This is a genomic window from Reyranella sp. (genome assembly GCF_036558665.1).
Lineage (GTDB): Bacteria > Pseudomonadota > Alphaproteobacteria > Reyranellales > Reyranellaceae > Reyranella.
In genome coordinates this window covers 82,927-99,960 of sequence record NZ_DATBFE010000124.1, presented here as the reverse complement: position 1 = coordinate 99,960, position 17,034 = coordinate 82,927, and the positions used below count along the sequence as shown (strand labels likewise).

At 66.7% G+C, this 17,034-nt stretch carries 17 protein-coding genes; 7 read left to right on the top strand and 10 right to left on the bottom strand.

Annotation, left to right across the window (positions count from 1 at the left end; translation table 11 throughout):
* From tmk to mazG, 7 genes are all read left to right on the top strand, one after another.
* A partial coding sequence (gene tmk, locus VH499_RS18445) for a dTMP kinase (RefSeq protein ID WP_332054209.1) occupies positions 1-444 on the top strand: 444 nt, incomplete at its 5' end.
* Positions 445-448: 4 nt separating this feature from the next.
* On the top strand, positions 449-1,576 hold the full coding sequence (locus tag VH499_RS18440) for a DNA polymerase III subunit delta' (RefSeq protein WP_332054208.1): 1,128 nt from the start codon (positions 449-451) through the stop codon (positions 1,574-1,576).
* Between the two features lie 51 nt (positions 1,577-1,627).
* Positions 1,628-3,181, top strand: coding sequence for a methionine--tRNA ligase (gene metG / locus VH499_RS18435; protein ID WP_332054207.1), 1,554 nt, complete (start codon positions 1,628-1,630; stop codon positions 3,179-3,181).
* Between the two features lies 1 nt (position 3,182).
* Positions 3,183-3,971, top strand: a complete 789-nt coding sequence (locus VH499_RS18430; protein WP_332054206.1) for a TatD family hydrolase — start codon at positions 3,183-3,185, stop codon at positions 3,969-3,971.
* Complete coding sequence (locus tag VH499_RS18425; RefSeq protein WP_332054205.1) at positions 3,962-4,750, top strand: MBL fold metallo-hydrolase; 789 nt, start codon at positions 3,962-3,964, stop codon at positions 4,748-4,750. Before VH499_RS18430 ends, VH499_RS18425 begins: the two co-directional genes overlap by 10 nt.
* A complete protein-coding gene (locus VH499_RS18420) occupies positions 4,750-5,442 on the top strand; it encodes a hypothetical protein (protein WP_332054204.1) in 693 nt (230 codons plus the stop codon). Before VH499_RS18425 ends, VH499_RS18420 begins: the two co-directional genes overlap by 1 nt.
* 64 nt (positions 5,443-5,506) lie before the next feature.
* A complete protein-coding gene (mazG, locus tag VH499_RS18415) occupies positions 5,507-6,331 on the top strand; it encodes a nucleoside triphosphate pyrophosphohydrolase (protein ID WP_332054203.1) in 825 nt (274 codons plus the stop codon).
* 1 nt (position 6,332) lies between these two features.
* On the opposite strand, the gene VH499_RS18410 is transcribed toward mazG, so the two are convergent.
* From VH499_RS18410 to VH499_RS18365, 10 genes are all read right to left on the bottom strand, one after another.
* Positions 6,333-7,175 carry an inositol monophosphatase family protein gene (locus tag VH499_RS18410; RefSeq protein ID WP_332054202.1) on the bottom strand — a complete coding sequence of 281 codons (843 nt, stop codon included), beginning with the start codon at positions 7,173-7,175 and terminating at the stop codon, positions 6,333-6,335.
* A 4-nt stretch (positions 7,176-7,179) separates the two neighbouring features.
* Positions 7,180-7,467: a co-chaperone GroES gene (locus tag VH499_RS18405; protein WP_332054201.1), complete on the bottom strand. Its 288-nt coding sequence runs from the start codon at positions 7,465-7,467 to the stop codon at positions 7,180-7,182.
* Between the two features lie 58 nt (positions 7,468-7,525).
* Entirely contained in the window at positions 7,526-8,803 is a 1,278-nt protein-coding gene (gene hflX, locus VH499_RS18400) for a GTPase HflX (RefSeq protein ID WP_332054214.1), read from the bottom strand.
* Between the two features lie 73 nt (positions 8,804-8,876).
* Positions 8,877-9,119 (bottom strand): RNA chaperone Hfq, encoded by a 243-nt coding sequence (gene hfq / locus VH499_RS18395; RefSeq protein ID WP_085932944.1) that lies wholly within the window; start codon positions 9,117-9,119, stop codon positions 8,877-8,879.
* 105 nt (positions 9,120-9,224) lie between these two features.
* Positions 9,225-9,881: an HAD family hydrolase gene (locus VH499_RS18390; protein WP_332054200.1), complete on the bottom strand. Its 657-nt coding sequence runs from the start codon at positions 9,879-9,881 to the stop codon at positions 9,225-9,227.
* Positions 9,878-10,741, bottom strand: coding sequence for a D-amino-acid transaminase (locus tag VH499_RS18385; protein ID WP_332054199.1), 864 nt, complete (start codon positions 10,739-10,741; stop codon positions 9,878-9,880). The genes VH499_RS18390 and VH499_RS18385 overlap by 4 nt, the downstream gene beginning before the upstream one ends.
* Before the next feature lie 22 nt (positions 10,742-10,763).
* Positions 10,764-12,176: a sigma-54 dependent transcriptional regulator gene (locus tag VH499_RS18380; protein ID WP_332054198.1), complete on the bottom strand. Its 1,413-nt coding sequence runs from the start codon at positions 12,174-12,176 to the stop codon at positions 10,764-10,766.
* Positions 12,177-12,208: 32 nt separating this feature from the next.
* Positions 12,209-14,440 carry an ATP-binding protein gene (locus VH499_RS18375; RefSeq protein ID WP_332054197.1) on the bottom strand — a complete coding sequence of 744 codons (2,232 nt, stop codon included), beginning with the start codon at positions 14,438-14,440 and terminating at the stop codon, positions 12,209-12,211.
* A 5-nt stretch (positions 14,441-14,445) separates the two neighbouring features.
* Entirely contained in the window at positions 14,446-15,924 is a 1,479-nt protein-coding gene (ntrC, locus tag VH499_RS18370) for a nitrogen regulation protein NR(I) (RefSeq protein WP_332054196.1), read from the bottom strand.
* The gene (locus tag VH499_RS18365) at positions 15,921-17,033 is read right to left on the bottom strand and encodes a two-component system sensor histidine kinase NtrB (RefSeq protein WP_332054195.1); all 1,113 of its coding nucleotides are present in this window, start codon (positions 17,031-17,033) and stop codon (positions 15,921-15,923) included. Before VH499_RS18365 ends, ntrC begins: the two co-directional genes overlap by 4 nt.
* Between the last annotated feature and the right edge of the window lies 1 nt (position 17,034).

Here is a 17,034-nt window from a genome sequence, read left to right as displayed (position 1 = left end):
GACGGCACGACCGAGGCGCTGCTGCATTTCGCGGCCCGGCGCGAGCATCTGCGTACGACGGTGTGGCCGGCGTTGAAGCGCGGCGCGTGGGTGGTGAGCGACCGCTTCGCCGATTCGACCCGCGCCTACCAAGGTTACGGCCACGGCCTCGACCTCGCGGCGCTCGAGCGGCTGTACGAGGTCGCCGTCGGCGATTTCACGCCCGACCTCACGCTGATTCTCGACCTGCCTGTCGAAGCGGGCCTCGCACGCGCCGCCAGCCGGCGCGGCGTGGAGACGCGCTACGAAAGCCTGCCGAGCGCCTTCCATGACCGGGTGCGCGCGGGCTTCCTCGAGATCGCCGAACGCGAGTCGAGGCGCTGCGTCGTGATCGACGCGAGCCGCGACGTCGAGCGAGTGGCCGAGGATATCGCGCGCACCGTCGCCGAGCGGCTCGGAGCCTGAGGCGATGGCGCGCGCCAGGACGAGTGTCGATGCGGGTGAGCTCGAGAAGCTCGAATGGCCCTACGACTGGCCGCCGCCGTGGCGCAACGACCGCCTCGCCGGACACGAGGCGGCCGAGCGAACGATGCTGGCCGCGCAGCGGAGCGGCCGCCTGCATCACGCGTGGCTGCTCACCGGCCCGCGCGGCATCGGCAAGGCGACGCTCGCCTGGCGCTTCGCGCGCTTCCTGCTTGCCGGCGGGCAGGGTGGCCTGTTCGCGGGCAGCACCGACCTGCTCGACGTCGCGCCCGATGCGCCGGGCCGCGCGCTCGTCGACGCACGCTCGCACCCCGACCTGTTCCATCTGCGCCGAACGCTCGATCCCAAGACCGATCGCATCCGCACCGAAATCGTCGTCGACGACGTGCGCGATCTCGGCGAGTTCATGCACATGACGCCGGCGCTGGGCGACTGGCGGGTGGCGATCGTCGATCCCGCCGACGAGATGAATCGCAACGCCGCCAACGCCGTCCTGAAGATCCTCGAGGAGCCGCCGCCCAGGGCGGTGCTGCTGATCGTGGCGCATGCGCCCGGGCGCTTGCTGCCGACCATCCGTTCGCGCTGTCGGCGGCTCGCGCTGCCGCCGCTGGCCGACGAGACGGTGGTGCGCCTGCTCGGCATCTATGCCGCGAGCACCGCGCAGGAGGAGAGGCTGGCGCTCGCCGGTCTCGCCGATGGCAGCATCGGTCGTGCGCTTGAGCTCGCGAGCGCCGGCAGCCTCGGCCTCTATCGCGACATGGTCGAATTGCTGGCCACCCTGCCGGAGCTCGACATGGCACGCCTGCACGGTTTCGCCGAGCGCTTCGCGCGCCGCGGTGAACAAGCGAACGCCGACTGGCGCTCGCTCAACTATCTGCTCGATGGATGGCTGAAGGGACTCGCCCGCCGGGCGGCGGTGGGCGGCCAGGAAGCGCCGATCGTGCCGGCCGAACGCGGCCTGCAGGCGAGGCTGCTCGCCGCGGCGAGCCTTGATCGCTGGATGGAGGCATGGGACAAGATCGCCCTTCTGCTGTCCCGTGCCGATGCCGTCAATCTCGACCGCAAGCAGACGGTGCTCGGCAGCTTCCTGGCTCTCCAATCGGCGATGCGCTAAGGCGCTGGACCCGGCGCTCCGGGAGGGGCGGCGGTCCGGAGTTCAGTCATCATGTCGAGTCGCACCTACTACATCACGACGCCCATCTACTACGTGAACGACGTGCCCCATATCGGGCACGCCTACACCAGCCTCGCCTGCGACGTGCTGGCGCGCTTCATGCGGCTCGACGGGCGCGACGTCCATTTCCTTACCGGCACCGACGAGCACGGCCAGAAGATCGAGAAGGCCGCGGCGGCGGCGGGCATGGCGCCGCAGGCTTTCACCGACAAGGTGAGCCAGTCGTTCCGCGATCTCGTCCGGGCCATGAACTACAGTCCCGATAATTTCATCCGCACGACCGAGAAGCGGCACTATGCCGCCTGCCAGGCGCTGTGGGAGAAGCTGGTGGCGGCGGGCGACATCTATCTCGGCAAGTATGCCGGCTGGTATTCGGTCCGTGACGAAACCTACTTCGTCGAAGGCGAGACCGAGGTCGGGCCGGACGGCAAGCGGCGCGCCATCTCGACCGGCGCGGAGGTCGAATGGGTCGAGGAGCCGTCCTACTTCTTCAGGCTCTCGGCATGGGCCGGGCGGCTGCTGGCTTTCTACGAGAAGAACCCGGATTTCATCGGCCCGGAGAGCCGGCGCAACGAGGTGGTGAGCTTCGTGAAGGGCGGGCTGCAGGACCTTTCCGTCTCGCGCACCAGCTTCTCGTGGGGCGTTCCGGTGCCGGGCGATCCCAAGCACGTCATGTATGTGTGGCTGGACGCGCTCACCAACTACATCACCGAGTGCGGCTATCCGGACACGAGCAACCCGTTGTGGCGATTCTGGCCCGCCGACCTGCACATGGTCGGCAAGGACATCATCCGCTTCCACTGCGTGTTCTGGCCGGCCTTCCTGATGGCCGCCCGGCTCGAGCCCCCGCGGCGCGTCTTCGCCCACGGCTGGTGGACCAACGAGGGCCAGAAGATCTCGAAGTCGCTCGGCAACGTGATCGATCCGGTCGAGCTCGCGAAGACCTACGGCCTCGATCCGGTGCGCTACTTTCTGCTACGCGAGGTGCCGTTCGGCAACGACGGCGACTTCCAGAAGCGCGCTCTGATCGGGCGGCTGAACGGCGATCTCGCCAACGCCTACGGCAATCTCTGCCAGCGCGTCCTGTCGATCATCGCCAGGAACTGCGGCGAGAAGATTCCGCCGAAGGGATCTCTCCAGGAGGCGGACAAGGCTCTGCTCGATCGGGCACGCCGGCTGCTTGCCGTCGTGCGGACGGAGCTCGAACAGCAGGCCTTCCATCGCGCGCTGGCCGTGATCTGGGAGGTCGTTGCCGACGCCAACCGCTACGTCGATGCGCAGGCGCCGTGGGCGCTCGCCAAGACCGATCCGGCGCGGCGCGACACGGTGCTCTGGGTGCTGGTCGAGACCATTCGCCGCGTCACGCTGCTGGTGCAGCCCTTCATGCCCGACTCGACGGCGAAGATCCTCGACCAGCTCGCCGTAGCCGCCGACGCGAGGACGTTCGCCGCCTTCGACCGCGAGCTCGAGCCGGGAACGCAGCTGCCGAAACCGCAGGGCGTTTTCCCGCGCTTCGTCGAGGCGGCGTCGCAGGCCGCCGGCTGACATGTTGATCGACAGCCACTGCCATCTCGACTTCCCCGAGTTGTCGAGCGATGAAACGGGCGTTCTGGCGCGCGCCCGGACCGCGGGCGTCGGCGGGATGCTGACCATCGGCACGCGGCTCGACCAGTTCGATCGCGTGCGCGCCATCGCCGAGCGGCACGGCAACGTCTGGTGCTCGGTCGGCGTCCATCCGCACGAGGCGAAGGAGGAGGGGCAGCGGACACCCGGCCGGTTGATCGAGGCGGCCCGTCATCCCCGGGTCGTGGGCATCGGCGAAACCGGCCTCGACTTCTATTACGAGCACAGCCCGCGCGACGAGCAGGCGGAGAGCTTTCGCAGCCATATCGCGGCGGCGCGCGAGACCGGCCTGCCGTTGATCGTTCATACCCGCGACGCCGATGCGGAGACGGCCGACATCCTGGAAGAGGAATATGCGAAGGGCGCCTTCGCGGGCCTGATCCATTGCTTCAGCTCGGGCGCCGAGGTGGCTGGGCGCGCCCTGGCGCTCGGCATGTACATCTCGATCTCGGGCATCGTGACCTTCAAGGCCGCTGAAGGCCTGCGGGCGATCGTGCGCGAGCTGCCGCTCGATCGCCTGCTGGTCGAGACCGACGCGCCCTACCTCGCGCCGGTGCCCAGGCGCGGCAAGACCAACGAGCCGGCCTTCGTCGCGCACACCGCCGCCAGGGTCGCGGAGCTGAAGGGAGTGAGCCTCGCCGAGCTCGAGGCGGCGACCACCGGGAACTTCTTCCGGCTGTTCGCCAAGGCAGAGCGCTCGGCATGCGCGTGACGATCCTGGGCTGCGGAACGTCGGGCGGCGTGCCGCGCGTGGGCGGCGCCGGCGGGCTGGGCGACTGGGGCGCGGCCGACCCGATGGACAAGCGCAACCGGCGTACCCGTTGCTCGATCCTGGTGCAGGATCGAGGCAAGACGGTCCTGGTCGACACTTCGCCCGATGTGCGCGCACAGCTTCTCGCCGCCAGGGTCGAGCGCGTCGATGCGGTTCTGTGGACGCATGATCATGCCGACCAGTGCCACGGCATCGACGATCTGCGTCCCTACGTCTTCCGCCAGGGGCAGATCGAGGCGTGGGCGGACGAGCGCACGCTTGCCGTGCTGCGCCGGCGTTTCGGCTACTGCTTCGAGGCCGAGGAGGGCGGGTTCTACAATTCGCTCTACCTGGCCAACGAGATCCAGGGGCCCTTCACGGCCGGTGGCGTGCCGGTCATCCCGATTCCGCTGGATCATGGCACGATTCCGTCGCTCGGTTTCCGGTTCGGCGGCTTCGCCTACGTCAACGATGTGGTGGCGATGCCGGACGCCGCCTTCGACATCCTGCAGGGCGTCGAGGTGATGGTGGTCGACGCCATGCGCTACCGCCCGCATCCGACCCATGCCCATCTCGATCTCGCTCTCGAATGGATCGGACGCGCGGGTGTCAAACGAGCCTTTTTGACCAATCTCCACATCGATATGGACTATGCTGAACTCAATCGGCGCACGCCGGCTCACGTCTGGCCCTGTTATGACGGTCTGATGATAAATATTGACGACAATTCAATTTGTTAATGGCAATTCCTCAGGTGACGCGAGAGGTCAAACAAAAGGAGTCCGGCCGACGGGCGATCCTCGCGGCTGGCTTCGCCTTGTGGGCCGGTCCCGCACACGCCCAGAGCGGTCTGGATGCCGGCGGACTGACATTCAGGGACTTCGCCATCGCCGATCGTGGCGCAAGCTTCAATCGCACGGATTCGATGCTTCCGGACAGCCCTGGGCCGGCGCGCGCGCGGGTGCTGGAGATCGACAATGCCAAGGGGCTGGCGCGGCTTCATTTCGACACCGTCAAGATCGATCTTGCCGTGCCGCTGGGCTGGCAGGCGATCGAGGACCAGGAGCGCGGCGTCGCCTATAACGCCGACAAGAGCTATCGGCTGATCGTCTGGCGGCTCGACTTCACGTTCGAGGGTGTGAACGACGCGGAGCAATATGCGACGACCAAAGTCGGCACGATCGAGGCGCGGCGGCCGCCGACCAAGGCCCAGGCGCGCAGGCTCGGCGATGGCTCGTACCTCGTGATCTACGAGAATGTCCCGCCGAGCCGCGGCGACACGGAGCCGCGCACCGTGTTCGATCTCGTAACGGTCAATCCGTCCAATCCAAAGGGGGGCGCGTTGATGACGCTGGGCGTGCCGGCCAGCCAGGGACGACGCGGCCTCAATCTCCTCGCGCTTCTTAATCAGAATATCCATTATTCATGGTGATATCATGTTTTATATATCTTTTAGATAATTTGTCATAATATATATTATACGATAATTAGGAATCATGCCTTCCGACCGGCCAACCCCCGAGAAGCTACCCAAGGAGCCGCTCGCGCGGCTTCTGGCCGTGATGGCCTGGCTGCGCGATCGTCGGCATGGCTGTCCCTGGGACATCGACCAGACCTTTCGCACGATCGCGCCCTACACGATCGAAGAGGCGTACGAAGTGGCCGATGCCATCGAGCGGGACGACATGCCGTCGCTCAAGGAGGAACTGGGCGATCTCCTGTTGCAGGTCGTCTATCACGCACAGATGGCGACAGAGGCTGGGGCGTTCACCTTCAGCGACGTGGCCCGCGCGATCGCCGACAAGATGGTCGACCGGCATCCGCACGTCTTCGGCGACCTCAAGATCGCCGATGCGGACGCCCAGACTATCTCCTGGGAAGCCCGGAAGGCCGCCGAGAGAACCCGCAATGGAAGCGAACCGACAGGCGCTCTGGAGGGAGTGGCGCGCGCCCTGCCCGCCCTGTTGCGGGCCGAGAAGCTTCAGAAGCGGGCGGCCCGGGTCGGCTTCGACTGGAAGGAGACCGGGCCGGTGATCGACAAGATCGAGGAGGAACTCGGCGAGCTCCGCTCCGAAATCGCCGCCGGACCGCTCGACCAGTTGCGCATCGTCGACGAGATGGGCGATGTCCTGTTTGCCGTGGCGAACCTCGCCCGCCATTGCAAGGTCGATCCCGAAGCCGCGCTGCGCGGCACCAACGACAAGTTCGAGCGCCGCTTCCGCTATATCGAGCGCCGCCTGGCCGATCAGGGCCGCAAGCCGGCCGAGGCGACGCTGGAGGAGATGGAGTCGCTCTGGCAGGAGGCCAAGAGCAAGGGATAGGCTAAGATGGTGGCCGTCTCGCCAAAAGCGGCATCCGCACGGCGTCCAATGCCGATCTGACCTCTTCCAGGACCTCAGAAGACGCGGCGGTGATGATCCCCGACTCGATGCCGCCCGCCGGCCCGTAGGGCGTGTCGTCGAACCGGACGGCGACACCGCCGGCCTCGGTGACCATCAATGCGCCGGCCGCATGGTCCCAAGGCTTGGTCCGGCGATAGAGGCTGAATTCACATCGGCCGGCCAGGATCTCGATATATTCGCGACCGGCGCAATTGAGCGAGGTCAGGCTGCCCAGCGAGCGGCGCCGTTCGGGCGACAGCTGACGATCGAATTCCTTGCGCATTCGATAGCCGATATAGCCGCGCGGCGGGCGCCGTCGTCGCGCCAGACCGGCCACGGCGACACCCTCCAGCGTGACGCCCTGCCCTTTGGCCGCGATCGCCATCCGGCCGTTGGGCACATCGAGAATCCAGCCACCGACCGTCTCGGCGCCATGGACGAGGCAGACGATGATGGCAAATCGGTCGCGGCCGGCCGCGAAGTTGGAAGTGCCGTCCAGGGGATCGACGATCCAGCAACTCTCGCCCGGACGGCCGATCAGGTCGAGGAGCCCGCCATCCTTCTCGGCTGCTTCCTCACCCACGACCGGCACGCCGGGCAGGATCCTCGCCAGCCCCGCGGCGAGGCGTTGCTCGGAGGCGATGTCGGCCACCGTGACGACATCGCCCGGCCGCTTCTGGCGGATCTCCTCCTGGGCGAGATTGCGGAACCGCGGCAGCAGCTCGGCTGCCGCCGTCTCGCGCATCAATTCGGCGACGCGCTGGACATCGCCGTCGCTCAGCATGTCGTCAGCCGAGGATCCCGAACAGGTCCTCTTCCTTGAGGATCACGTGGTCGACTCCGTCGAGCTTGACCTCGGTGCCGGACCATTTGCCGTAGATCACCTTGTCGCCGACCTTGACGCCGAGCGGCTGCAGGCGGCCGTCGTCGAGCCGCTTGCCCTTGCCCACGGCCACGACCTGGCCCTGCATCGGCTTTTCCTGGGCCGTATCGGGAATGATGATGCCGGCCTTGGTCTTGGTCTCGGCGGCGATCGGCTTCAGCAGGAGCCGATCATGTAACGGGCTGAATTTCATGGCCTTTTCCTTCGTTTGACGAACCCGCGCCGCTTATAGGAAGCGCTGGCCGAGGGTGTCAACGCGCCACCCGCCGCTCGAACTGGGCGGCGGCGGCGGCATCCAGCGCTACCGTCAGCCGGGCCGTCTCGCCGTCGTCGTGGCGGCTGCGCACCTCACCGTGCCGGTAGAGCCAGGCAATCGTCGCGCCGTCGCTCAAGGGCACCGAGACTTCGCGGGCCGCCGCCTCGCGGCCGAGGAATCCCTCGATGGCCCGCAGGAGTGCGTCGACGCCCTCGCCGCTGAGCGCCGAGACCGGGAACTGCCTGGTGCGCTCGGCCCCCGTTGTCGCCTTCGTCTGCAGGAGACTGTTCTGCTCTGCCGGCAGTGCATCGATCTTGTTCAGCGCCTCGATCACGGGGGTTCCGCCACCCTCCTCGATCGCACCCAGCATCCGCAGCACCTCCTCGACATCGGCACGCTGGCGCGCGCTGTCGGGATGGGCGATGTCGCGGACGTGAACGATCAGATCGGCTTCGATCACCTCTTCCAGAGTTGCGCGGAAGGCGGCGACCAGATGCGTCGGCAGATCGGACACGAAGCCGACCGTGTCGGAGATCACGCATTCATGGCCATTGGGCAACCTGATCGCGCGCATCGTCGGATCGAGCGTGGCGAACAACATGTTCTTCGCCGCTACATCGGCGCCGGACAGGCGGTTGAACAAGGTCGATTTGCCGGCATTGGTGTAACCCACCAGCGCCACGGTCGGCAGGCGCGCCTTGCGGCGGCTCGCGCGATTGACGGCGCGGGTGCGCTTCACCGCCTCGAGATCGCGCCTGATCCTGATAATGCGCTCGCCGATCAGGCGCCGGTCGATCTCGATCTGGGATTCACCGGGGCCGCCCAGGAAGCCGAAGCCGCCGCGCTGACGCTCGAGGTGGGTCCACGATCGCACGAGCCGGCCGCGCTGGTAATCGAGCGCCGCCAACTCGACCTGCAGGCGACCTTCATACGTGCGGGCGCGCTCGCCGAAGATCTCGAGGATCAGGCCGGTGCGGTCGATGACCTTGGCGTTCCAGGCCTTCTCGAGGTTGCGCTGCTGGACGGGTGTGAGCTTGTCGTCGACGACGACGAGGCCGATGCCCTGTTCCTCCACGGCCTTCCCTACCCGCTCGACGGCGCCCTTGCCGACAAGCGTCGCCGGCGCGATCCGGCGCAGCGGTATGGATTGCGCAAGCCGCACATCGAGGTCGATGGCGCGCGCCAGACCGACCGCCTCTTCCAGCTTGGCGCCGCTGTCGCGTCGATCGGCTCGTTCCGCGGACCAATAAGGGCTGAGCACCGCCGTAGCCATGGCGGGTCGCGCCGTATCGTGCGGCGTACGCTGGCGCTTGTCGTGTCCGTTGCGCTCGATATGGTCGGTCAAATCAGCCTTCGGCCTTGTCCCCGTCGAACAACTGCACGGGCGTGACCGGCATGATGGTCGAGATCGCATGCTTGTAGACGAGCTGCGAATGACCATCGCGGCGCAATAACACCGAGAAATTGTCGAACCAGGTGACGATTCCCTGCAGTTTGACACCGTTGACCAGAAAGATCGTGACCGGCGTCTTGTTCTTGCGCAGATGGTTCAGGAAGACATCCTGAACGTTTTGTGCCTTTTCGCTCATGTTTTTTGGCCTCTTGCTGGGCGCCCGGCACACCTGACGGCCACCGGTTGAGGGCGCGGGTCTCTTCCCGCTACCGAGTTGCACCAAATATAGGCGACGTTCCCATCAAAGCAATGCCGCCAGTTCATGACAATTGCGTGCGTGCAGACGTGGAGGAAATTCCTTCAGCCGCTCCGAAATCTGTTCCACGCCTCCGAAATAGACCGGCAGGCAACCGGCGGCGTGGGCGCATTTCAGGTCGGCAAGTGTGTCCCCCACCATCCATACGCTTTCATCGGGGGCAATTCCCGTGCCGTCGAGAGCGAGATAGATCGGATCGGGCGCCGGTTTGTCGCGCCGGGCATCCTTGGCGCCGATCGCTTTCGATATCCATCGGCCCCAGCCCAGATGCGCGACCTCCGCGCGGAGATTGTCTCCGACCTTGTTGCTCACGACCGCGACGTAGCAGCCTATCGTGCACGCACGGGCCAGCAGCACTTTGGCCCCCGGCAACGGTTCGAGCCGCTCCAGGTGGATGCGGTGGAAAGTCCGATAGAACACTCGCTCGGCTTCGCCGGCGCGCTCGCCGAACAAGGCTGGAAAGACATCGCGAAGCGAACCGTGGGCCCGCTCCTGCACTTCCTGCTCGGTCCACGGCGGCAGGCCGAGCGCGGTGAAGGTATCACGATAGCATTCGACGATGGTCGGCCAGGTATTGACCAGCGTATTGTCCCAATCGAACAGGATGGCGCGCGGCGGCCGCGAGGCGGCGATTGCACTCAAGTGACCGCCTCACCGGCGTCGGCGAACCGGACATATTCCTCGCGCAGCCTTCGCGCCGTCGGGCCGGGCTCGCCGTCGCCCACCGGCTCGCCGTCGATCCTGACGACGGGCGTGACGAACGACGTCGCACTGGTGATGAATGCTTCCCGCGCCTGTCTCGCCTCGGCCAGACTGAAGGGGCGCTCGACGAGCTTGAGCTGCAGCTTGTCGGCGATCGACTTCAGCGTGCCCCGGGTGATGCCCGCGAGGATTCCGGTATCGGTCTGACGCGTGACGAGTTCACTGTCCCTGGTGACGATCCAGGCATTGGTCGAGGCGCCTTCCGTAACGCAGCCGGTTGAATCGATCAGCCAGGCTTCATAGGCACCGCTCTCCCGTGCCGCCTGCTTGGCCAGCACATTCGGCAGGAGGGCCACCGTCTTGATGTCGCAACGCTCCCAGCGGATGTCGGGCTGGGTCTTGACCGCGATGCCGGGGCCGACATCGGCGTCCAGATGACGGGTGTTCTTGGTCGTGAGCACGAGGGCCGGCTTCACCGCCGTCGTCGGAAAGCCGTGATCCCGTCGCGCGACACCGCGCGTCACCTGCATGTAGACCAGGCCGTCGCGCAGTCGATTGCGCCGCATCAGTTCGCGGATGATGAAAACCAGCGCCTTGCGCGACACCGGCGAGGCGATTCGCAGCTCCTTCAGCGAGCGGTCGAGACGATCCAAATGCGGCTTCTCATCTATCAGCTTGCCGTCACGCACGCCGACCACCTCGTAGACGCCGTCGGCAAGCTGATAGCCCCGATCCTCGATGTGGACGGTTGCCTGGCGATGATCGACATAGCGGCCGTTGACATAGGCGTAACGCGCCATGAACCTTCTTCTCCCCTCTCGTTCAGGCTGCCGGCTCGACGCCCACGCGCTCATCGCCGCCTGTTCCATGCAGGCCGAGTGACTTCAACTTCCGGTGCAGCGCCGATCGCTCCATGCCGACGAACGTGGCCGTGCGCGAGATGTTGCCGCCGAAGCGGGTGACCTGCGCCAGCAGGTATTCGCGTTCGAACACCTCGCGCGCGTCGCGCAGCGGCAATTGCATGATCTCGCCGCCCTTCTCCCAGCGCAGCACCGAGGGCGCATCCTCGCTGACGTCGTTGGGCAGCACGTCCGCCCGGATTGCGCCGCCGCCGGCCGGCGCGAGAATCAGCAGGCGCTCGATGACATTGCGCAGTTGCCGCACGTTGCCAGGCCAGTCGTGTCCCTGCAGCGCTGCGGAGGTGTCCTCTCCGAGCGGCCGCTCGGGAAGACCGGTGGCGTCGGCGACACGTCGCAGCAGATCGGTCGCCAGCTCAGGAATGTCCTCGCGACGCTCGCTGAGCGGCGGTACCCGCAATGACACCACATTGAGGCGATGGAACAGTTCCTCGCGGAACTGGCCGCCCGTGATCCGGTCCTGCAAGGCATTCGCCGTCGAAGCAAGCACGCGCACGTCGACTTCCACGCGCGTCCTGCCGGAGTCGCGCAGATACGATTGCTCCTGGAGGACCCGCGCCAACCGGCTTTGCAGGCTGAGCGGCAAGTCGGCAACCTCCTTCAGGAGCAACGTGCCGCCGTGCGCCAGCTCGAAGGCGCCGGAGACGTGCAGCGTGTCCTGGTCCGTCTCGCCGTCGGTGCCGAAAAGCTCGATCTCCAGTCGCTCCGCCGGCAGGGTGGAGCAGTTGACCACGACGAACGGCCCGTCGGCGCGCTTCGACCCCTGGTGGATCAGCCGCGCCACGGTCTCCTTGCCGACGCCGGACGGACCGCCGATCAGGACGCGGCTGCCGGTCGGCGCCACACGCTCGATCTGAGTGCGCACATTGGCGGCTGCGGCCGAAGAACCGACAAAGGAGACCTCGCCGCCGGCGCGCCGGCGCAGGCTCGCATTCTCCCGCCTCAGCCGGTCGGTCTCGATCGCACGATCGACCACCAGGAGAAGGCGGTCGGCCTTGAACGGCTTCTCGATGAAGTCGTAGGCACCGCTCTTGATGGCGGACACGGCCGTGTCGATCGTGCCATGGCCGCTGATCATCACTACCGGGATGGGGGGCTCCTCGCGGCGGATGACGTCGAGCAGCTGTAAGCCGTCCAGCTCGCTGCCCTGAAGCCAGACGTCGAGGATCACGAGCGCCGGCCGACGCTGGCGCACCGCATCGATCGCCTCGGTGCTGTTGTGCGCGCGCCGGGCGGTATGCCCTTCATCCTCCAGGATGCCCGCGATCAGCGTGCAGATATCGCGCTCGTCGTCGACGATGAGAATATCGTGGCCCATGACTCTTCAAGCAGTCCGCGACAGTTCACGGATCATTGTGCGGCTGTCGCGCGCGACTGAACCGACGCGACTTCCTTCGCGTCTCGTCGGAATACCAGACTGATGCGCGCCCCGCCACCCTCGCGGTCCTCGAGGAGGAGCTGGCCGCCATGGTCCTCCATGATCTTCTTGACGATCGCAAGGCCGAGACCGGTACCTTTGCTGCGCGTCGTCATGTAGGGTTCGGTCAGGCGATCGCGCCCTTCCTTGGGAAGTCCCTTGCCATTGTCCTCGACGGTGATGCGGACGCTCGCTCTGTCGTCATGGAGAGTGAGTGAAATCTCTCCCGGCGGCAGCGATTCAGTGTCACGGGCGTCGCGCCCTTCAATCGCTTCGGCGGCGTTCTTCAGGATGTTGGTCAGCACTTGCCCTACCTGTCGGCGGTCGCAGATCAAGGGCACGGCATGGTCCGGCAGATGCGCGTGGTAGCGAATGTCGGCATTGCCGCTGCGCTGGAGGAACAAGGCCTGCTGGCAGAGCTCGCGCGCATCCTCGGGCTGCACGGTGGGCCGCGGCATGCGGGCGAAGGAGGAGAATTCGTCCACCATTCGGCCGATGTCGCCGACCTGTCGGATGATCGTGTCGGTGCAGGTCGAAAACGTCTCCGGGTCTTCCTTGATCTGCTTGAGATAGCGCCGCCGCAGGCGTTCGGCGGAAAGCTGGATCGGCGTCAACGGATTCTTGATCTCGTGGGCGATGCGGCGCGCCACGTCGCCCCAGGCCGCCATGCGCTGCGCCGACATGAGCTCGGTCACGTCGTCGAAGGTGACGACCGAGCCCGAGTCGGAGGCCGCGCTGATGCGCACCAGGAGGATGCGGCGCACGCCGCGATGCACGATCTCGATCTGTCCCTGGGTCAGGCGGTCGGGGCGCTCGGCCGCCTGGGCCACAAGCGGCGCGATCTCGGGCATGACGTCGACCAGCTGGCGGCCAAGAACGCCGTCCTCGGGTAGAGCGAGCAGATCGAGTGCCGATAGATTGCTGCGGGTGATGATGCCGGCACCGTCGACGCTCAATACGCCCGCCGACACGCCGGCCAGCACCGCGTCGGTGAGGCGGCGGCGGCGATCGAGCTCCTCGTTTGCGGCCACCAGCTCGCCACGCTGCTGCTCGATCTGGCTGGTCATGCGGTTGAACGAGCGCGCGAGCTGGCCAAGCTCGTCGTTCGGCGGCCCCTCCTCCACCCGCGCCCCGAGATCGCCGCCGCGAACCTTCTCCGCGGCCGCCATCAGGCCGCCGATCGGCGCGGTCAGCCGGGTCGCGACCTGGATCGCGAGCCAGACCGCCGCCAGCAGCATGAGAAGCGCGATCGCTCCGCAGACGACGAAGATGATGAGCTGGCTGCGCCGCAGCGCCTGCTCGATCTGGGCGTAGAACTTGCCGGCGAAGTCGATGCTCTTGATATAGTCGACGACGCGGAGATCGACGGCGTGACCGGTCACCAGGAAGAGCGGCTCGTCGACGAAGAGCTGCATGACGAAGTAGGCGCCGCGCTCGGATTCGAACTGCACCGGACGGGCCTGGTTGACGGCCTGCCACAGATACTTCGCCGCCGGAACAGGGTTCGCGATGGGCTTCGCATCGGGCGCAACGGCGCGCGCGATCAGGCCCTTGTCGGCATCGATTACGTCGGCCTCGACCAGCGGCCGGCCCTCGATGAGTTGCGCCAGGGTCTTGGCCGTCGTCTCCTTGTTGCGCAGCGCCTCGACGCCGAGGCTTTGCAGCGGCGCCGAGATCGCCGCGATGTCGCGCAGGATTTCCTCTTCACGCGCCCGCCGCACCGGCTCGCCGATCGCGCGCGCCGTCTCGTAGGCGGCCTGCGATGGCTTCACCACGAAATCGGTCAGATTGATGACCAGCAGCGACAGGATGATGGTGACGATGAGCGTGGGCGTCACCGTGAACAGGCTGCACACCAACACCAGCCTCATGTGCAGCCGCGATCCTGCCGCCCCGCGCCGGCGATCGAGCCAGAGCTGCGTCAGCCGTACTGCCAAGACCGCCACCAGAGCCGTGGCGACGACCAGGTCGGCAACCAGGAGGCCGGTCATCCAGCCCGTGGTGCTGAAGCTTGCCGGCGCAAAACCGGTCAACCAGGCATAGGTCGCCGCGCCGGCAAGGATGGCGAGCGTCGCAAGCGAAATGGCCGCGACCCGGCCGGTCAAAGCACGGCCGATCGCATTCATACGCTCGCTGAAGCGTGAAACGCCCGGCGATGCTGTCACCAAAGTCACCCGCCTCGGCGAACCTGCGGCGCGCGAACCACCGGGACGTCGAGGTCCTTGATCTTCTTGCGCAAGGTGTTGCGATTGAGCCCCAGAAGGCGGGCGGCCCGCAACTGATTACCGCGCGTGGCGCCGAGCGCCAGCGAAAGCAGCGGCCGCTCCACCTCGGAAATCACGCGATCGTAGATGCCGTCCGGAGGCAGACGGTCGCCGTGCGCCGCGAACAGGGCTTGCAGGTGACGATCGACGGCATCCATCAACGTCGAGTCGCTCACCACATCGCGACCGGCCGTCGCCTCCGGTTCGGGCGCCAGAATGGCGTCCGCGAGCTCGTTCTCGATGGTCTCCGGCCCGATCACCTCTTCCGAGTAGAGCGCGGACAGGCGCCGCATGAGATTTTCCAGTTCACGCACGTTGCCCGGCCAGCGATGCTGCCGCAGCCGTGTCATCGCGTCCGGCGACAGGACCTTCGCCGGCAGCCCGTCGACCGTAGCCATGCGCAGGAAGTGGTTGGCGAGCTCCGGAATGTCATCCAGTCGCTCGCGCAAGGGTGGCAGACGAATTGGCACCACATTGAGGCGATAGAACAGGTCTTCGCGGAAAAGCCCCTGTTGGATGAGACGGCGCAGGTCGCGGTGCGTAGCGGCGACGATGCGGACATTGGCCTTGATCGGTGTGCGGCCGCCGACCGTCGTGTACTCGCCTTCCTGGAGGACGCGCAGCAGGCGCGTCTGCGCCTCGGGCGGCATATCGCCGATCTCGTCGAGGAAGAGCGTTCCACCCGCCGCCTGCTCGAACTTGCCGGCCGAGCGCTGCACCGCGCCTGTGAAGGCGCCGCGCTCGTGCCCGAACAGCTCGCTCTCGATCAGCTCGCGCGGGATCGCGGCCATGTTGAGGGCCACGAACGGCCCCTTGCGCCGCTTGCCGTAGTCGTGCAGCGCGCGTGCGACCAATTCCTTGCCGGTGCCCGACTCGCCCGCGACCATGACCGTGAGGTCCGCGGTCATCAGGCGGGCGAGCGCCCGATAGATCTCCTGCATCGCCGCCGAACGGCCGATGAGCGGCAGGCGCTCGCCCTCCTCGGGCGGCGGCATGCTTCGCGATGCCGACGATGCGGGAGCCGTGAGCGCCCGATTCACGACCGAGACGAGTTCGTTGAGGTCGAAAGGCTTCGGCAGATATTCGAACGCACCCCGCTCGGTGGCCCGCACGGCCGTGAGCAGGGTCGACTGCGCACTCATGACGATGATCCGCAGATCCGGCCGCAGCTTGCGGATGCGCGGAACCAGATCGAGGCCGTTCTCGTCCGGCATCACCACGTCGGTGATCACGAGCTGCCCCTCGCCTTCCTGGACCCACTGCCAGAGCGTGGCGGCAGCGCCGGTGCTGCGAACGACATGGCCCTGGCGGCCGAGCGCCTGATGCAGGACGGTACGGATCGCCCGGTCGTCGTCGGCAACCAGGATGGTGGCGGTGGTGCTCATGGCATGGGCTGTTGCGGCTGCAGCGGCAGCATGACCCGGAAAGTGGTCCGGCCCGGCTCGCTGTCGTATTCGACAGCGCCGCCATGATCGTTGACGATCTTGGCCACCAGGGCCAGCCCGAGGCCCGTGCCGGTCGGCTTGTTGGTCACGAAAGCGTCGAACAGGTGGCTGCGCAGTTCGTCCGGTACGCCGCGGCCATTGTCGCGCACCGACACGACCAGCGGCAGGTTGACCCGCGCCTGCTGGCCGGGCACCGCCAGACGCAGCCCATGGCGGTAGGCCGTCGAAAGCTCGATCTCGCGCTCGCCCTCGCCCGGGACCTCACAGGCGTTCTTCACCAGATTGAGGAAGACCTGGATGAGCTGGTCGCGGTCGCCGACCACGTCGGGCAGCGACGGATCGTAGGTTTCGATGAAGCGCACGCCCTTTCCGAAGCCGTTCTGCGACAGGCGGCGGACATGGTTGAGAACCTGATGGATATTGAGCGGTCCGCGCTCGATGGGACGACCATCGGCGAAGGCTTCCATGCGATCGACCAGGGCCACGATTCGGTCGGTCTCCTCGCAGATCAGATTGGTGAGCTCGCGCTCGCTGTCGGGCACCGACTGCTCGAGCAGTTGCGCCGCCCCGCGGATTCCGGACAGCGGGTTCTTGACCTCGTGGGCGAGCATCGCGGCAAGGGCGCTTACCGACCGCGCCGCGCTGCGATGTGACATCTGCCGGTCGATGTTGCGTGCCATCGACTGTTCCACCAGGGAGATCGAAACCAGACCTTCGGTCTCGACGATCGGAGCAAGACGCAGCGCGCAGAAATGACTGCCGATGCGCGGCGACGACAGCGTGACACCGCTTTCGGCAACGGCGCCGCCGCTCGCCATAACCTGCTCCAGCAACGAGAAGAGCGGCGTGTCGTCGGGGATGAACTGGCGAAGCGGATGACCCACCAGGCGCGCCCGTCCAACGCCGAAGAACTGCTCGGCGGAGAGATTGGCGTAATGCACCAGGCCGTCGCCATCGACGACGATGACGGCTTCGGTAAGCGAGTCGAGGATGGCTCCCGGAAACTGGTCGCTCGCGAGGCTGGCGCGCTTGAGAGGCCGCAGAACCATG

Excerpts from the sequence above, each read along its gene's own strand:
- VH499_RS18440 (WP_332054208.1), top strand. The coding sequence starts at position 449 with ATGGCGCGCGCCAGGACGAGTGTCGATGCGGGTGAGCTCGAGAAGCTC.
- metG (WP_332054207.1), top strand. The coding sequence starts at position 1,628 with ATGTCGAGTCGCACCTACTACATCACGACGCCCATCTACTACGTGAAC.
- VH499_RS18430 (WP_332054206.1), top strand. The coding sequence starts at position 3,183 with ATGTTGATCGACAGCCACTGCCATCTCGACTTCCCCGAGTTGTCGAGC.
- VH499_RS18425 (WP_332054205.1), top strand. The coding sequence starts at position 3,962 with ATGCGCGTGACGATCCTGGGCTGCGGAACGTCGGGCGGCGTGCCGCGC.
- VH499_RS18420 (WP_332054204.1), top strand. The coding sequence starts at position 4,750 with ATGGCAATTCCTCAGGTGACGCGAGAGGTCAAACAAAAGGAGTCCGGC.
- mazG (WP_332054203.1), top strand. The coding sequence starts at position 5,507 with ATGCCTTCCGACCGGCCAACCCCCGAGAAGCTACCCAAGGAGCCGCTC.
- VH499_RS18410 (WP_332054202.1), bottom strand. The coding sequence starts at position 7,175 with ATGCTGAGCGACGGCGATGTCCAGCGCGTCGCCGAATTGATGCGCGAG.
- VH499_RS18405 (WP_332054201.1), bottom strand. The coding sequence starts at position 7,467 with ATGAAATTCAGCCCGTTACATGATCGGCTCCTGCTGAAGCCGATCGCC.
- hflX (WP_332054214.1), bottom strand. The coding sequence starts at position 8,803 with ATGGCTACGGCGGTGCTCAGCCCTTATTGGTCCGCGGAACGAGCCGAT.
- hfq (WP_085932944.1), bottom strand. The coding sequence starts at position 9,119 with ATGAGCGAAAAGGCACAAAACGTTCAGGATGTCTTCCTGAACCATCTG.
- VH499_RS18385 (WP_332054199.1), bottom strand. The coding sequence starts at position 10,741 with ATGGCGCGTTACGCCTATGTCAACGGCCGCTATGTCGATCATCGCCAG.
- VH499_RS18380 (WP_332054198.1), bottom strand. The coding sequence starts at position 12,176 with ATGGGCCACGATATTCTCATCGTCGACGACGAGCGCGATATCTGCACG.
- ntrC (WP_332054196.1), bottom strand. The coding sequence starts at position 15,924 with ATGAGCACCACCGCCACCATCCTGGTTGCCGACGACGACCGGGCGATC.
- VH499_RS18365 (WP_332054195.1), bottom strand. The coding sequence starts at position 17,033 with ATGGTTCTGCGGCCTCTCAAGCGCGCCAGCCTCGCGAGCGACCAGTTT.